The 16690-nt window shown below is 44.8% G+C and carries 17 protein-coding genes and 1 pseudogene; 8 read left to right on the plus strand and 10 right to left on the minus strand.

The window, feature by feature from the left end; genetic code table 11:
• From BUC50_RS05725 to BUC50_RS05745, 5 genes and pseudogenes are all read left to right on the plus strand, one after another.
• A pseudogene (locus BUC50_RS05725) lies at positions 1–232 on the plus strand (succinylglutamate desuccinylase); the annotation flags it as partial.
• A gap of 135 nt (positions 233–367) precedes the next feature.
• Positions 368–1984, plus strand: coding sequence for a dipeptidase (locus tag BUC50_RS05730; RefSeq protein WP_013047593.1), 1617 nt, complete (start codon positions 368–370; stop codon positions 1982–1984).
• A 112-nt stretch (positions 1985–2096) separates the two neighbouring features.
• Positions 2097–2423: a cupin domain-containing protein gene (locus BUC50_RS05735; RefSeq protein WP_013047594.1), complete on the plus strand. Its 327-nt coding sequence runs from the start codon at positions 2097–2099 to the stop codon at positions 2421–2423.
• Between the two features lie 79 nt (positions 2424–2502).
• Positions 2503–3684, plus strand: coding sequence for an MFS transporter (locus tag BUC50_RS05740; RefSeq protein WP_013047595.1), 1182 nt, complete (start codon positions 2503–2505; stop codon positions 3682–3684).
• A gap of 8 nt (positions 3685–3692) precedes the next feature.
• Positions 3693–3971, plus strand: coding sequence for an acylphosphatase (locus BUC50_RS05745; protein WP_013047596.1), 279 nt, complete (start codon positions 3693–3695; stop codon positions 3969–3971).
• A 15-nt stretch (positions 3972–3986) separates the two neighbouring features.
• Here the strand turns inward: BUC50_RS05745 and BUC50_RS05750 are convergent, their stop codons facing one another.
• From BUC50_RS05750 to BUC50_RS05790, 9 genes are all read right to left on the minus strand, one after another.
• The gene (locus BUC50_RS05750) at positions 3987–4172 is read right to left on the minus strand and encodes a hypothetical protein (RefSeq protein WP_013047597.1); all 186 of its coding nucleotides are present in this window, start codon (positions 4170–4172) and stop codon (positions 3987–3989) included.
• Between the two features lie 2 nt (positions 4173–4174).
• Complete coding sequence (gene kamA, locus BUC50_RS05755) at positions 4175–5476, minus strand: lysine 2,3-aminomutase (protein ID WP_013047598.1); 1302 nt, start codon at positions 5474–5476, stop codon at positions 4175–4177.
• Position 5477: 1 nt separating this feature from the next.
• Complete coding sequence (locus BUC50_RS05760) at positions 5478–5951, minus strand: GNAT family N-acetyltransferase (protein WP_013047599.1); 474 nt, start codon at positions 5949–5951, stop codon at positions 5478–5480.
• Positions 5938–6990, minus strand: a complete 1053-nt coding sequence (locus BUC50_RS05765; protein ID WP_013047600.1) for a D-alanine--D-alanine ligase family protein — start codon at positions 6988–6990, stop codon at positions 5938–5940. Before BUC50_RS05765 ends, BUC50_RS05760 begins: the two co-directional genes overlap by 14 nt.
• Before the next feature lie 2 nt (positions 6991–6992).
• Complete coding sequence (locus tag BUC50_RS05770; protein ID WP_013047601.1) at positions 6993–8096, minus strand: D-alanine--D-alanine ligase family protein; 1104 nt, start codon at positions 8094–8096, stop codon at positions 6993–6995.
• 246 nt (positions 8097–8342) lie between these two features.
• Positions 8343–9491, minus strand: a complete 1149-nt coding sequence (locus BUC50_RS05775; RefSeq protein ID WP_013047602.1) for a baeRF7 domain-containing protein — start codon at positions 9489–9491, stop codon at positions 8343–8345.
• A 59-nt stretch (positions 9492–9550) separates the two neighbouring features.
• Positions 9551–10357, minus strand: coding sequence for a family 1 encapsulin nanocompartment shell protein (locus tag BUC50_RS05780; RefSeq protein ID WP_013047603.1), 807 nt, complete (start codon positions 10355–10357; stop codon positions 9551–9553).
• Positions 10358–10396: 39 nt separating this feature from the next.
• Positions 10397–10753 (minus strand): encapsulin-associated ferritin-like protein, encoded by a 357-nt coding sequence (locus BUC50_RS05785; protein WP_041459427.1) that lies wholly within the window; start codon positions 10751–10753, stop codon positions 10397–10399.
• Positions 10754–10814: 61 nt separating this feature from the next.
• Positions 10815–11306 (minus strand): Hsp20/alpha crystallin family protein, encoded by a 492-nt coding sequence (locus BUC50_RS05790; RefSeq protein ID WP_013047605.1) that lies wholly within the window; start codon positions 11304–11306, stop codon positions 10815–10817.
• Between the two features lie 237 nt (positions 11307–11543).
• Here BUC50_RS05790 and BUC50_RS05795 point away from each other — a divergent pair, with 237 nt between their 5' ends.
• The gene (locus BUC50_RS05795) at positions 11544–12116 is read left to right on the plus strand and encodes a flavin reductase family protein (RefSeq protein ID WP_013047606.1); all 573 of its coding nucleotides are present in this window, start codon (positions 11544–11546) and stop codon (positions 12114–12116) included.
• Between the two features lie 84 nt (positions 12117–12200).
• Entirely contained in the window at positions 12201–14027 is a 1827-nt protein-coding gene (gene pepF, locus BUC50_RS05800) for an oligoendopeptidase F (RefSeq protein WP_013047607.1), read from the plus strand.
• A 213-nt stretch (positions 14028–14240) separates the two neighbouring features.
• Here the strand turns inward: pepF and BUC50_RS05805 are convergent, their stop codons facing one another.
• On the minus strand, positions 14241–15155 hold the full coding sequence (locus BUC50_RS05805; protein ID WP_286677224.1) for a LysR family transcriptional regulator: 915 nt from the start codon (positions 15153–15155) through the stop codon (positions 14241–14243).
• 109 nt (positions 15156–15264) lie between these two features.
• Here BUC50_RS05805 and BUC50_RS05810 point away from each other — a divergent pair, with 109 nt between their 5' ends.
• The gene (locus BUC50_RS05810) at positions 15265–16458 is read left to right on the plus strand and encodes a YgeY family selenium metabolism-linked hydrolase (protein WP_013047609.1); all 1194 of its coding nucleotides are present in this window, start codon (positions 15265–15267) and stop codon (positions 16456–16458) included.
• Positions 16459–16690 lie beyond the last annotated feature (232 nt).

Raw genomic sequence — 16690 nt, forward strand, 5'->3', positions numbered from 1 at the left:
GCACAAGTTGCTCTATGCTCCCATCGACGAGCGGGGCTGGCCCATCGATGTGCGGGTGGGGCGTCATTCCTCGACCTTCCAGAAGATGCTTGAATTCTACTCTTTGGAGTCACCCGACCGTCCTATCGTCATTTCAGGGGTGCCGGGCTATACGGAGGTTATAGAGAACACATTGGGAGCATATTTGTACAATCCGGAAGAGGCTCCAGAGCATAAAGTGTTTTACGACTAACAAATAGGGGGGATGAAATAAAAGAGGTACGGGAGGAGAAAGAATCCTTAAGCTTGTATTTATTTTTACGAAACAGATTCAGCAAGATAGTAACAAAAAGCGTGTATGAAACTAATAAAAGAGAGGATGGTTAAGATGAAGAAGTTGCGCCATGGAATGTTGGTAGTTTTTTCGTTCTTACTTATAGCCTTAATGGCGATGTCTGCTTGGGGTTGCACGGATATAGTAGTAGGTAAAGATGCTTCCGCAGATGGTTCTGTAATTACATCCCATACAGCAGACGGGGCTTTTTACGATGCAAGAGTCCGCACTATTCCTGGTAAGACTTTCCCAGCAGGAAGCAAGGTAGATGTCTTCTGGAATATCGGTATGGATGAAGATTTTGAGCCTGTAAAAATTGGCGAGATTCCTCAGGTTGAAAAGACATATACCTATTTCCACGTAGGCTACCCCTTCATGAATGAGCATGGTGTAGCTATTGGAGAAAGCACCATTGGCCAGAAAGATGAATTGAAAACTTTCCGACCAGATGCAAAAGCACTTTTGACCATTGAACAGCTTGAAGTCTTTGCCCTTCAGAGAGCAAAAACAGCCCGTGAAGCAATCACTGTTATTGGAGAACTTGCAGAGAAGCACGGGTTTCTTCCTTCATGCGGAACAGAGGGAGAAAGTCTCACCATCACCGACGCTGAGGAAGCCTGGCTTTTTGAGATTCGCAGCGCTGGCTTTATGTGGACTCCCGAAAGTGGCAAGCCCGGTGCTGTATGGGTAGCTCAGAGAGTTCCCGATGATGGCGTAGTTGTAATCCCTAACATGAGCCGTATCAGAGAGATCGATGTTAACGACAAAAAGAATTTTATGGCTTCAAAGGATTACATGCAGTTGGCCATCGACAACGGTTGGTACGATCCCAATAGCGGAAAGCCCTTTATCTGGCAGGAGGCTTACTCTCCCCTTACCGGAAACGAAGACTGGTCCCTTTCCTCCATGTGGATCCGCAATAGACTTTACACTCTTTACAGCCAGCTCGACCCCTCCCGCGAATGGGATCCCTATGCAGAAACTATGAGTTACCCCTTTGCAGTTAAGCCCCAGAAGAAACTTTCTGTGCAGGACGTAATGACAATGCTTCGTGGGCATATGGCAGGAACTCCCTTTGATATGGAAGCTGAAAATGCATGGAACGTTCGCGAAGGCGACAATATGGTAAAGAGCCCCCTCGCAACACCATTTGCAACAAAAGACGTTCGCAACCTTCTTGGAATCCCCTATAACAGACCCATATCAAAATGGGACTGTGCGTATAGCTTCGTTTCTCAGGTTCGTTCAGGCTATCCCGCACCAGTAAGAACAGTCCTTTGGTTTGGCTATGACAATCCTCACACAACATGCTATGTTCCTATCTATTCCGGTGTTCTTGAAACAAAGAAAAGCTGGAGAACCTTTGACCGCAATACCTTTAGCCTTGATTCAGCCCAGTGGGCATTTATCTTGGCTGACGATCTTGTAAATCATCGTTACCAGGAAGCTATGGAAGATCTGAAAGCTGTTCGAGATCCTCTTGAGCAGGGTTTTGCCAAGCAGGTTCTTGAAGCAGATAAAAAGGCACTAGAGCTTGCGAAAAAAGATCCGGCGAAGGCTCAGGAGTATTTGACGAAATTTACAAGCGATTGCATGGAAAAAGCTGAAAAAGCCTGGTGGCAGCTTAACTGGGATCTTATTTCAAAGTACAATAACAACAAAAAGAAATAACATCATTTTTTGATGTTTAGAGCATAACAAATTTTTAATAACGTAATGTTGAAAGGCGAAACCTGGAATGGTTTCGCCTTTCATGTATTATAGGTTGGCGGAGGTGAACAGGATGATAGAAAACGGAAATCTTTATAATCGTGCAGCGAGATTTCTTGATAAAGAGATAACAGAAACTCTTATTTCTCAGGGAGCGGTTCGAATAGAGCGCATTATTTCAACAGGCCAGTGTTCGCCCAACAATTTTTGGTACGATCAGGCGGAAAATGAATGGGTCTGTGTCCTACAGGGGGAGGGGGTTATTGAGTGGCAAAACGGTTCCCGGAACATTTTAAAGCCAGGAGATTGGGTTTTTGTTCCGCCTCATGAAAAACATAGGGTTCATAGCACAACAAGTAAGCCTCCTTGCATCTGGCTTGCCTTTTTTTGGCAAAAATAATACGCCCCGTGGGTTTTTTTTCCAGTTATAACGTGTTACGATATTCAAGGTTCTTATACTATTCAGGGGGCATTTAATAATGAGTGAACGAAGTGTAACTGTTGCAGATCGTCCAAACTTTAAGCTTTCTCTTCTTTCTATAGGGCATTTTTTTAACGACCTTTATGCCGCTTTTTTGCCGACATTTGTTCCTACAATTATTTCTAGGCTTGGGATTACCATGGCCCAGGCAGGGGCGCTCAACTCAGTGGTAGGAGTTATGCATATTTTTCTTCAGCCATTGCTAGGGTATGTTTCTGATCGTACGGCCCGTTCCTATCTTATAATGTGGGGTCCTATACTGACGTGTCTCGGTGCAACCTTTCTCCCTGGTTCCCCAACCTATGGCATGGCCCTCTTTTTTGTAGGGCTTTGGGGAATTGGCAGCGCTACTTTTCATCCTCAGGGGCATGGAGGAGTAGGACACGTTGTTCCCAGGGACAAGCTGACTGTTTCTTTGGCAGTTTTTGCCGTGGCTGGAAACATTGGAGTGACGGTCAGCCCTCTTTTTGCCGTTGCTTTAACGAAAATAGTGGGTATAGAGAAAATTCCATATATAGCTATAATCCCAGTTTTAATACTGGCATTTGCCATTTATAGGTACATGCCGGTGTTGAGTGATGAGGTGACGGAATTCCCTAAAGATCAAGGGGGGCTCTTCCACTCCATTTTTTCCGTTTTTGCGGTAATCTACCCAGTCTGGATCGTTTCTATGGCACGAGATGCTACGAGTCAGGGAATACGTTTCTTTTTGCCTATTCGTATTGTCGCAGAGGGCGGCGATATCGGGATGGTAGGGACAGTCCTCTTTATAGTTATGTTGGGCAGTACCATTGCCATGCTGATAAGCGGCAAGCTTTCAGATCGGTGGGGAAAAGTGCGGGTGCTCACCCTTATTCTCATTGCAGGGCCGGCAATCATGATTCCGGCAACCTATGTGAAGGGCAATATGTCTCTTGTTTTGTATATATTGGGCACATCCCTCATTAACTCAAGCATGCCCATAACCGCAGCTGTGGCGCAGGAGCAGGTGCCTAACTCACGAGGTGTTGCAAGCTCTATAGTGATGGGGCTTTCATGGGGTGTGGCCAATCTGCTTACAGGGCCCTTAGGAAAGGTTGCTGACGTTTTTGGCATACCCACCACAATGTTGTTCATAGCTCTGCTTCCATTGTTGGCGTTACCCGTTGTCTTTTTGAAAACCTTTCGAGGAGCGCAGTAAAAAAGGTCATGAAAAAACAGGTTCGTGTCCTCATTACCGGTCATGTCCAGGGTATAGGATTTCGGACTTCGGTTCGAAGGGCAGCACGACGGCTGCATGTAACAGGATGGGTAAAAAACAACATTGATGGCAGTGTGGAGGCTCTTTTTCAAGGGGAACTTACTGATGTGAATTCGTTGTTGGAGTGGTGCGAAAAAGGGCCTTTTCTTTCTTGTGTTGAAAATGTTGAAAGTATCTGGCAGCCCCTTTTAAAGGAATTTGAGGATTTTTCTATTCATTTTGAGTAGTGGTACGTGAACACCTTATACTAAAAATGAACGGGCGTTGCCGAGGCCAGGTAATTGCTGATCTCGAATGGGAAAAGGCAGCGCCTCAATCTCATCTCGGGTAAGTCCGGGAAATTGCTGTTTTAAAATTGCCTGAACCTGGACAACTGCTTCTTTATTGATATGCAGAGTGTTGTCATAGATTCGGCGGATTCTGAACATGGTTAAATCCCTTCTTCTTTCTGAGAGGGCCATTCTCCTCGTCGTTTTTTGCGAGGGAGGTTTTCAGGTTCCATGGAGGCTCCTTCCCGTTCAAAAAGGGCAGCGACCCCTCCCGATGAGAATTCCTTTTGCCGGTTGCATAAAGAAAGGCATTGCCTGTTGCATCGGCTCTGGTTGTCATCAGGTTCAGTGTAGACGGTAAGGACTCCCTCAAAATTCCGTAAGACGGTTTTTCGATCGGAACGGGAAACTACATAGTTTGGCATCACCGGAATCTTTCCGCCACCACCAGGTGCATCTACTACAAAGGTAGGGACAGCAAGTCCTGATGTATGCCCTCTCAAAAATTCCATTATTTCTACACCTTTGCCTATAGAAGTGCGAAAATGTTCTATGCCCTGGCTTAGGTCGCATTGGTAGATATAGTATGGGCGAACGCGAATTTTCAGAAGCTGCTGGTTTAGTTCCCTAAAGATGTAGGGACAGTCGTTGATCCCTTTTAAGAGGACAGACTGATTCCCAAGAGGAATGCCTGCATTGGCCAACTTTTGGCACGCATCTGCTGACTCTGGAGTGATTTCCCGTGGATGGTTGAATTGTAGGTTCATCCAGAGGGGATGGTACTTTTTCAGCATAGAGCAGAGATTGTCAGTAATCCTCATGGGCATGACAACTGGCACACGGGTTCCTATTCGAATGATTTCCACATGAGGGATGGCCCGTATTTCCCTCAAAATCCCTTCAATGCGGTCGTCTGATAGAGTTAAAGGGTCTCCGCCTGAAATAAGCACGTCCCGAATGACAGGAGTTTTTCGAATATAGTCGATACAGGCCTCTATTTCTTTTTCACTTCGTGGAAGGTCAGTTTGCCCGGCGAACCGCCGGCGAGTGCAATGTCGGCAGTACATGGAGCATTGGTCTGTGACCAGTAACAGGCAGCGGTCAGGATACCGGTGGGTCAGTCCGGGAACGGGAGAGTCCACTTCTTCATGAAGAGGATCCAGCTGGTCGGATTGAACGATCAGCGTTTCTTGCAGTGTGGGGATGCACTGCTTCCGTATAGGACAAGAAGGGTCGTTCCTGTTTATGAGAGAAGCGAAGTACGGAGTAATAGCCATTCTAAGCACATTGAGACTGCGCTTGATCATGGCTAGTTCGCTTTTTGTGAGATCCACTACCTGTTCAAGGTGTTTCGCTTCTGTAATACGGTTAGCCATCTGCCAGTGCCAGTTGTTCCACAGTTCTTCCCCGGCCTCTTCTCGGAGGTCCCGTACTTTAGGCAGGGGGAAGGGTTTTCTTTCCATCCTATCGCGCGGCTTTAATCTTTTTTGTGTAGATGACAAGGTCATCACCTTCCCCATAAAAATCTTGGATCCGTCCGTTTTCTGAATAACCGGCCACCTCATAGAAATGGCGCTGACCGGCGTAGCCGCTTTTACCTGAAGTTTCTACCCGTATAACTGCTTGTTTATTGTTCTGAAGCATCTCTTCTTCCATTTTTTTCTGAAGCTTCAGGCCGATTCCCTGCCTTTGGGAACGGGGGTTTACGATGATCCAGTAGAGATCCCATGCAAATTCTGTCATAGGAGTAGGGCCATAAATAATGAATCCGGAGAGGGTTCCATTACGCCGCTCTTCTAAAAGGAAGTAGTCCTTTGATGGATTTTCTTGCCACTCAAAAAGCACTTCTTCGAGAACGGAACATTCCTCTGAAGAGAAAGCCTTAGTATCCCTTGCTATGGACAGGTGTTCACCGATGGTATAATCAGTTGTTCTCATGATCGTCCCTCTTTTTGTAATTCAGGATTGCAAGTTGAAGTATTTTCATTACAAGTTGTTCATAAGTTTTCCCTTTTTGCATATACTGTCTTGCCATGCCGCTATCTCTGGTAAGAGCGGGATTGGGATTAATATCCATCACGAATAGATGTCCCTGATTTTCACGCAGATCCACCCGAAAATAACCTTTGCAGCCTGCCACCAGAGCTGCCCTGGATGCCATGTGGAGAATGGTTTCTTTAAGAGAATAGTCAAGATCTATTTCTTCTGGCCAGAGATTCCACTCAGGACTGTTTTCATTCCACTTTGCATCGTAGGAAAGGTACGCTGGACATTCTGGGTAACGACTGTAATCAAGAGTCCAGAGGCCTACAGGACTAAAAGGACCGTTGTCAACAAAACTTACACAGTACTCCGGTCCAGAAAGAAACTCCTGGATGAGTATGCCGTCGGGGAATTTGGCAAGTTTTTCTGTGACACTTTCCTGTAATTCCTCTTCGTTAAAAACTAGAGACTTTTTGTCGATGCCTACACTGCCATCCTCACGGCAAGGTTTGATAAAAAGGGGAAAAGAGATGTTTTCCAACGTTCCCAATGTTTCTTTTCCTTTTAAGAAGTAGCTTAAGGGCACAGGAATGCCCGCGGTTTTTAACTGTTGATGAAGCGTGTGTTTATCGATGCAAAGCCGCAGAGCTCCAGAAGGATTTCCAGTAAAAGTGAGGTTATTCTTTTCTAGAATTTCACAAAAAGAAGCTTCAAGCCACGGCTCTGAACCAAAACCCTCAAAGAGGTTAAAAACGCATAGGGGTTGGTACTCATTTATGCGTTGAACGAGGTGCTTCGGATCAGCAAGGTCAGCTGGAAAGATATCAAGATTGTAGATAGAGTAGCCCTGAGAAGACAAAACACACCCCACATCTTCACGACAAATAAGGCAGTCGAGAAGATCCTGACGGTGGGTATATTCTTTGGCTGCGGCAATAAGTACCGGACGTTGACCGCTACCTGGAGGTTCTGTAGGCTGTTCCTTACTAGTCATGATCAAGCCTTCTCCCTTACCAGTTCTGGTTTGTTGAGGCAAGGAGCACACAAACCATATCTTGAGAAGGCCTCGCGAAGGATGGTTTGAATGAGTTCCGAATATTCCCCTCCGCTGAGCCGATAAAGGATCGGAAGATCGCTATATGCGGGAGACAGCCCAGGCAGGGGGTTGATGTCTATAACCCGGGGTTGCCCCTTGTCATCGAGACGGAAATCGATCCGTGCTATATCACGAAGTTCGAGGGCCTTGAAAGCGCGGACAGCAAGATCCCCGATCTTTTTTCTGAGTTGAGGGCTCATTGAATCAGGCCCAGAGTATCGAATCCGTTCCAGATAGTTTCTTTTCTCTTCAAGGGAGTACAAAAAAGAGCTATTTTCAGTTACTGGTGTAATAGACATCATGCCAATGCATTTGGGCTGAGTGTTGCCAGCGACACCTGCTGTTATTTCTATCCCAGGCAAAAATTCCTCTACAATTGCTGGTTGGTTGTAACGTTCCCATATCCGCTTGATACACGTCTTTACTTTCTCTGGTGTATCCGCAATGGAATCAAGAAAAATTCCCTTTGATGACCCTTCCCAGCGAGGCTTAATGATATATTTTTGACAGGTGTTAAAAATAACTTTCTTTTCTGTCGTATCTTGTGGCAGTTTGGCGACATAGTTTTTGGGTGCAGGAATATTTGAAGCCCGAAGGACATGGGACGTAAGAACCTTGTCCAGAGCTATGGCAAGGGACGCAGAGTCTGAGCCGCTAAAAGGGATGTTGAGGCTTTCAAGAATACAGGGGACCTGGGATTCTCTCCCCCTGTAGTTTCCAAGACCTTCCGCTATATTCAGCACAAAATCAGGAGCAATAGAGTCGAGTTTCTGTAGAAGGAGCTCATTCTGTTCAAACAAGAAAACCTGAAAACCAAGAGAAGCGATTTCGTTGGACAATGCTTCTACTGTTTCCAGGCAATCGTATTCTTCATATATATCGTCAGGCTCATCGGCCTGAGCATCTTTTCGCAAATTATAGGTAATGCCTATAACTTGAACTTCTTTTTTCCGCTTCTTCAGCGGTAAAGGATTTTCTCGTTCCTCCTCATGGCGACGTTCCATGTTCTCAACCCCCGATACTATTTGATGGTGATTTTCTTCCCGCAAAGGAAGGGCCTATTTCCTTAAAAGTTTTTCTGAATTTCTGTAAGCCTATTGGCTCATTTTTCCCTCCCATTAAGCGGATGTGCCGCTATTTAATCGTGGGTTCTTGAGCGGATTATATTCCTTTTTGGTACAAATACAATAGGGGAATTATATGAAAATGACATAGAATAAAGCGGGGCCAGAACAGGCCCCGCTTTGTTTTTAGAACCTGAAAAGGGATGCGACATTTGTCACATCAGGCATATGGTCTGGTGTGAGGACATAGACTCGTCCCCCTCGCAAGAGAGTGTGGGAGGCTATAAAATCAAGAAGGTCTATGTCCCCTGGTTGTTTTTCCGGATGCACTGTGGCCTTGAATGTTTTTTCGTCAAAAAGGCCCCAGACTTGTTCTCCAACAGCTACAAAAACAGTATCAACTTTTCCAGTGAACGCAGCCGTCACTGTTTCTTCGATATCGCAAGAAGTTTTGCCCGTTCCCCTCATGTCGATGTAACGTTCTGCCCAGATTTGTTCTTCTTTTTTCAAATGGGGAAAAACAATTTCCCATCCTTTTTCTCCAAGTTCTTTAGGGCTGTATGCATCGGGGTTTCCGTAGATGCCTTCGTTGAGCAAGTGGGGGTAAGTGTTGGCTTCTCTGTATATGGAATGGAGATAATCAACACCAGCTAAAATGAGAGGAGACTGTTCTCCTTCGAGAAGATCTGTAATCCCCTTATCAATTGTTTGAAAATATTTGAGAATATATTTTTTTTCTACTTCCGCTCCCATAACCTGGCCTCTGACGACGGTGCCCTTCATGCCGCTGGTTCCAGATCCGGCAACATGGTATTGAAGTTGTCGTTGCGGAGTGTCGAAACCGAGGGCGTCCGATACATTTTTAGGGAGATTGTCCACATCTATTTCTCTCGTGCTTGTGCGGGTGCCCTCTAGAAGCCGAACTCCTTTCTGGCTAATGCCGAGGATAAAGAATTTCCCCTCTCCGCTTAAAAGGGGGAAAAGGGGTTTCAAGTGAAATCTCTCTGCAACCACCACGAGGTCTGAAAATGAAAAAGGCTCATTATATATTTTAAAGATATTTGAGGAAAGAAAGAGAGCCAGCCCATTTTCGAGATTCTGCCAAAAAACAGAGTTCACTAAAAGTTTTTTTGCCTGCTCAAGAAAGGCCTCAGCTTCCTGCTCTTTCATTCCAAGGTCTTTCAACGCTTTTTCACCATCCTGAAGCAAAGACTTAAAACGTATTTGTGCTTGTCGGGGGTCTCCTGATGACGGGTTTGTCATATACAGAGAGAGGCAAGGTCCCTGACCTTTTTCTAAAAGTTCCTTTAACACTTCTCTGGTCAGTATTTCCATATATACTCCTCCCTTCATTCCATATAACTCGACTGCGCGCTCCTTTTCAAAAGAGATTTTTAAGAAAGGGCAAGGGGGATTATGGCTTCTGAGTTAATGACTCTGAACGTAAAGGACTCTGTTAGGAAAAAAGTTCCTTTTCGAGAGTCATTGCCAATGAAACCAAGGGAAAGATCCTGTCCTACTACAAGTTCCATATCACCGCCCCGCATGGAGACGAGAAAAGATTCTTTTTCATGGGTAGAAAGAATAACGGGACCCTCAAGAACCTCCTTGACATTTTTGAAAAGAGGATAGCATTCAGAGAGAGAATAAAGAGATTTCCAGAGAGTTGGGGAGGCAACAAGGGCATAAGGGCCCTCTATGGCGTCTTGCTGGAAACGATAAATGCCAGAGCTGATAACCTCCATTACTCCTCGGGCAGAGGACGTATCTCTTATTTTCAATGTTCTATCCTTTGCTGTTTCCCATAATCCTTCTATCCCGGCCGATGGGAGGCCTTCGTACACAGCTTTCTCTTCGAAGGCGGCTATACGGCGGGCTGCTTCATCCAATGGAGAAAGGTCCGGGTTTTTCAGGCCCCGTGTAATGTTATCAAGCTCCCACAGATCAAGGTCGAAAGTTACCCGGGATTCTACAAGTGGAAGAACTTGGTGAATTCCGTAGGCCACATTTCCTTCAGAAGTTTCATGGGGGATGTCGAGCCTGCCGCAGGGGTGAGCGGCATAATCCCAACCCTTAGGGCCGATAACATCTATAAACTTTCGGGCTGAAAGGTGAGATTCAAGAACACGCTTGGCTTGTTCATCCATTTCATGCCACGCTTCAGAACTTACCATTACTGTTGATCTTCTGAGTATGTCCATATAGGAATCCTCCTTATTAAATCTTTAAGGTATATTTATCTATTCTTTAAGACTGCCTATATTGAGGCTTCCCGAAAGTATTTCACTTTTTTCTGTGGAATCTTCGGTGGCAGCTTCCTCCATTGCGAGCAGTGAACTTTCAGTAAAAAGATACTGGCGGAGTTCTTTGTCCCAGCCCGGCATGTTACGTCGCAGCCATTCTATGAGCATCACCGCATGTTCTATCTCCTCATCTCTGTTATGCCCAAGAAGAGCCTTCAGATCTTTGTCCTCAGTGGCGGCAACTCGCTGGTTATACCAGTTAATAGCTTCCAGTTCTTCTTGCATGCTTTTTAATGCCATAGCACATCTGCGGGTCAAATCATCAAGGTGTTCCACAGGTTCCGTATACTGCATTGTTTCACTCCCCTCCAAAGATAGAAATGGCGGGCAGGCCATATGGCCTGCCCGCCTCCCCTTATTCCAAGTCTTCGTTCTTTATCTCGAGCACCTTGCATTCTTCGGGTTGTTTCTTTTCGGTTACTTCAATTGTCAGAATCCCTTTTTTGTATGAAGCTTTTGCAGTTCCAGGATCAACCTCTTCAGGGAATTGTAAAATCCGCGAAATATTTCCGTAATATCGTTCTGTTCTGTAGTAATTTTCCTCTTCAATTTGACGTTCGTCTTTTTTCTCTGCGGTAATAACAAGCCTGTCCGGATATATTTTCAAATCCATCTGAGAAGGATCAATACCAGGAAGCTCTAGTTCCGCGATAATTTTCCCATCTTTTCTGTACATGTCCCCCCTAGGGCTCATTGCTGCTTCGTAGGGCTCTTCGCTCCATGGAAAGGACGACATCATTTCGTCAAAACCCCTCATCATGTTCTTCATCATCGTTTCCATGGGAGTGGCGAAAGGAGTTACTGGAAACATCCTTTCTATTGGTCTACGCGCTAAAAATCGTCTCAAATGTTCCACCTCCTAATTACTGACCATAATTGACCTTTCGGTATTTATTATATATGTCAGCATTGGTTAGGCAAGTAGATTTAAGTACATATGAACGTAAATACACAGAATTATTGGCGATAAATTGCTATGAAGTCGTTTTTTCTAAGTTTAATGAATAAATTTATTTTTTGTGGTCTCTATATACTCTTACTCTATTATAATGAAAGGCGAGATGAGGTTAAGGAGGTTGTAATAATGAAGAAGTCCATAGGTATCCATATGCCAGTTTATCCAGCTCCTGTTCTTATTATCGGAAATTATGATGAAAAAGGCAAGCCAAATGTTATGGCCGCGGCGTGGGGGGGCATTTGTTGTTCTGTCCCTCCCTGCATTACTATTTCCTTGCAAAAGATCCGCTATAGCTACAATAATATTGTAGATCGGAAAGCTTTCACTGTGAATATCCCTTCAGAAAAATATGTAAAAGAGTCTGATTATTTTGGCATGGTTTCCGGACGGGAGCACGATAAACTTTCTATAACGAATTTGACTCCCATGAGGGGAGAAAAAGTTGACGCTCCCTATATTGAGGAGTTCCCTGTTTCTATAGAGTGCAAACTTTTGCAAACGATAGAGTTGGGAACCCATGTCATGTTAGTGGGAAAGGTTGTAAATACGTTGGCAGACGAAGAATGTCTCACTTGTGATAATTACCCTGATCCGGAGAAGGTCCGTCCGATCATCTTCACCCCAAAATATCGGCGTTATTATGCTCTGGGAGCGGACTTGGGAGAAGCGTTCCATATGGGTAGATTTTTCATGAAGTAGCAATATTTTCGTATCCGTTTCCGTGAAGTGCCCTCGTGTGCTTGTTGATTAATGGAGATGTTTTTAAATAGGAGGATAAAAAAGATGCGGCATCAGCAAGAAAAAAATCCGGATGTTCCTACCGCTCTGCCAAAAAGAGAAGAAATTGATAGCGCATATATATGGAGATTAGAAGATATTTATCCTTCAATAGATGAGTGGGAAAAGGATTTCGATGGCCTGGAAAAACTATTGCCCCGTTTTCAGGCCTACCAGGGGTGTCTTCTTGAATCAGCAGCCACTCTTCTGGATGGAATCCGATTGATGGAAAATGCGGAGATTATAATGGGGAAGCTTTATGCTTACGCAGTGATGAAAAGTCATGAAGACACTTCAAAAGAATTCTACCAGGCTCTTGCAGACCGTGTTGGTTATTTGCTTACAAAACTCACGGCTGCTATTTCCTTTTATACCCCGGAAATTCTTTCTGGGGGAAAGGGAGTCATAGACGGTTTTCTGGGGCAATCTGAAGATTTGAAGCAGTACGCTTTCTTTTTTGAAAATATTTTGAGGATGGCTCCCCATACCCTTACTCCGTCAGAGGAGGAATTGCTGGCTCGTTCTGGCGAGGTGGCAAGGGGGCCGGAGAACATCTTTTCCCTTTTTACCAACGCCGATATGGTCTTTCCAGAGGTCTTCGATGAAGATGGGAATACGATCGAACTGAGCGAAGAAAGATATACACGGCTTATTCGGTCGCAAGACCGACAGGTTCGCAGAGAAGCCTATGAAGGGCTCTTTGGCACCTATAGTAAATATAGAAACTCCCTGGCAGCCATGTATAGTTCTAGTGTGAAGGGCGATCTATTTTATGCCATGTCAAGAAAGTATGGGAGTTGTCTGGAAGCAGCCCTTGATTCCGATCATATTCCCCTCTCTGTGTATGATTCTGTGGTGGATACTGTGCGTTTCAACCTGAAGCCTCTTCATGAATATGTAGCTTTAAGAAAAGAAATTTTAAATGTTCCTGAACTTTGCATGTATGATCTCTACGTCCCCCTCGCCAATGAGATTAAAAAGAACATCACCTATGAAGAGGCTCTTGCCATGGTTGTAAAAGGCCTTGAGCCTCTAGGGGAAGAATATATTTCTGTTTTGAAGCATGGTTTCGAAGCGGGATGGATTGATGTGTACGAAAATCAGGGGAAACGAAAAGGGGCTTATTCATGGGGCAGTTACGGAACCCACCCTTATGTTTTGCTGAACTACAATGGGACCATTCAAGATGTGTTTACAATCGCCCACGAGATGGGGCATGCTATTCACACTTGGTATTCTCACGGCCACCAGCCTTTTATTTATGCTGACTATACAATTTTTCTCGCGGAAGTTGCTTCTACAACAAACGAAGCATTATTGCTAGATCATCTTCTTGAGAGTTCTCTTGATCGCCAGAGCCGGCTATATTTGCTGAATTATTCTCTTGAACAGATTCGAACAACAGTATATCGACAGGCCATGTTTGCGGATTTTGAACGGCAGGTTCACAATATGGCGGAGGCAGGGGAACCTTTGACAGCAGAACGGCTTTCAGCATTATGGCATGGTCTGAACGTGACGTACTATGGCCCGGAGATTTCTGTAGATGCCCATATTGACATAGAATGGGCTCGTATTCCCCATTTCTACACTGCTTTCTATGTGTATAAGTATGTAACAGGCTATGCGGCAGCAACATCCCTTTCTCAACGAATCGTAGGGGATGGAATAGCGGCGAGAAAATCTTATCTTGATTTCCTTAAGCAGGGGGGGGCCGCCTATTCCATTGACATTCTTAAAAACGCTGGCGTAGACATGGCGACACCGCAACCACTGCAGGACACGCTCAATCTCTTTAAAGAAAAGTTAGGTGAACTGAAGGACCTGCTATAAAATTTTTGAAGAGGAGAAATTATAAAAGAGAGTTCCCGAGGGCACTTCGGGAACTCTCTTATTTCTGGGGAATCTCTGTAACTTCTGGAGGTGGTGATTTTTATCTTTAAGCATCTATAGTGTACATAAAGGATTGTTTATATTCATGGGGCTAATAACCAAAAATAAAGAACAACCTAGATGTTTTTTTAGCCTTTTATACAAAGCTATTGTTTAGCCCTGGTTTAAAAAGCTAAAAGTAATCTGTTCGGCGATCTTCCCCATCTCCCACCCGGCGTAGGTAAGTCCCTTAATGGTAGAGTGGGCAAGAAATATTTCACGGCTTATCCCAGCAAGATTCTGAAGAGGAAGTATGATGACTTCTTTTTGTTTCACTTCTTTTCGTACGGCTATTTCCATGGCTATCCCTATGCCAAAGCCCTGAGTAACGAGCTGGAGCAGCAATTCCTCGTTATCTACCTGAGTTAAGCGAGGGGTTTTTAGTTTGTTATTGAGAAAAAAGTCATTTACAAAACAATAATGAGCAGTATCCTTGCTATAAGAGATAAAATTTTCTTCGAGGAGCTGGGCGGGGGAAATAATTTTCCATTGTGCCCAGGGATGATCAGGTGGCGCTATAAGGGCAAAAGAACTTCTGCCGAGAGACTGCATGGTAAGAGTTGACGATGGACTGAGAAGCGGGTTGTGGCCAAAGAAAGCCAACTCTATTTCGTCCTTTTCAATCATTGTGAGCAGTGTCTCTTCATTGGCTGTTTTGATCTGTACCTTTATGTGAGGGAATTTGTGGCGATATTCTGACATAATCAAGGGCAGAAACGTCTTTCCGCACGTAGGGGTGGTGCCTATGCACAGCTCTCCGTATTTAAGAAGCTGCATTTCCCGAAACTTTTCCGGAACAGCGTCAACAAGCTTAAAAAGGTCCTGGGCTAGAATGTAGAGCGTCCGCCCTTCAGGGGTGAGAGAAATGGAACGGCCGCGACGCAGAAAAAGTTTCACATCGTAATTTTTCTCAAGAGCAGCTATATATTGGCTTACTGAAGGTTGGGAAAGGAAAAGTTTTTCTCCTGCCTGTCGAAAAGAACCTTCCTCCACAATAGCGCAAAAAACCCGCAACTGATTAAGATTCATAAGCATCCCTTCTTTGACATAATGTAAATATTATGGTTGTTATTAGTTATTGTTTATTGAAATAAATAGTAACAGATGTATCCTAGTTTATAAATAGGGAGGGGTCAATATGGTTCTTAACGGAAAAAGGCAATCGGACCTTGTTCGAATATGTCAAGAACTTATAAGAAGACCAAGTCCCTCGGGGAAAGAGCGGGAAGTGGCAACCTTTATCGCTGATACCATGCGTTCTATTGGGTACGATGAGGTGTCAATAGATCTTTACGGAAATGTCATTGGAAGGCAGTTTTTCGCCACACCAGGCAAGAGGCTTCTATTAGAGTCTCAAATGGATCATATTGATCCGGGCACCCTTACGGATTGGAGTTACTATCCTTACGGGGCATTTATAAAAGATGGCTGCATCTACGGCCGTGGGGCATCGGATCAAAAAGGATGCCTTGCCGCTATGATCCTTGCGGGAGCAGAGTTGAAAAACAACTTTTACAACAAGCTGAAAGGCGAACTTGTTGTGGCTGGCACGGTGTTTCAGGAACGATTCGAGGGAGTTGCCTCCCGCACGGTAGCGTCCGCATTTCCTCCTGATTTTGTTGTTTTGGGAGAAGCTACAGAGTTGAAAATAAAAAGAGGGCAGCGCGGTCGAGCTGAAATAGTCATTGAAACACAGGGTAGAATGACTCACTCTTCCAATCCCGAATTTGGTTCGAACGCGGCAGATGCGATGATATCAATTCTTTCTTCTATTCACCAATCCTACTCTCCTTCTTTTAAACCATTCTTTGGCGAAAACATTTTAGTTCTCACAACTCTTCGAACATACCCAGACCTGGGAACAGGGCTTGTCCCGGAAATTTGCAGGGCAATCTTTGATTTGCGGGTTTTTCCTGACGATACTCCTGAATCAGTTGTAAGAAAGTTCAAGGGGCTGATCGAAAGGGCGAAGGATTCTTTGCGCGGTATCAAAGTGAAAATATTTATCTCAGAAACAGAAGATCGGACCTATACTGGCGCATCTATCAGAGGAACTCATTTTGCCCGGGCATGGGCCTTGCCCGAAGAGTCTGACTACCTTAAAAGGGCATTGAGAGCCGTTGAAACTTTGGGTATGGAGGGAGGCGTATCGGATTCACCGGGGTTTGGTACGAACGGTTGTTATTACGCAGGAGAACTAGGTATTCCTACTATCGTTTTTGGCCCCTCTGGACGCAGGCTTGTTCACAGCATAGATGAATATATTGAAATAAATGACTTGTTCCTCGCTTTTCAAGGATATGAAGGCATAGCAAAAGAAGTTCTGACTTAGGTCGCCCGCGTAGTTGATGAGTGTATTGAGATCGAACGGCCCATACGGGTTTTGAGGGATATGGCGCGTCGCTCGATCCGTAATAATGTTATTTAAAAAGTTTAAATCATCTCATTATATGTAGGAGGGAACCATATGTTTGAGAAAGCATGGGAAGAATTAGAGAAGACGGATCGGGCCATAGCCGATGTTATAACCCGTGAACGGGAGCGTCAGGAACACGGCATCGAGC

This window comes from Aminobacterium sp. EBM-42, from assembly GCF_001896635.1.
Taxonomy (GTDB): Bacteria; Synergistota; Synergistia; order Synergistales; family Aminobacteriaceae; genus Aminobacterium; species Aminobacterium colombiense.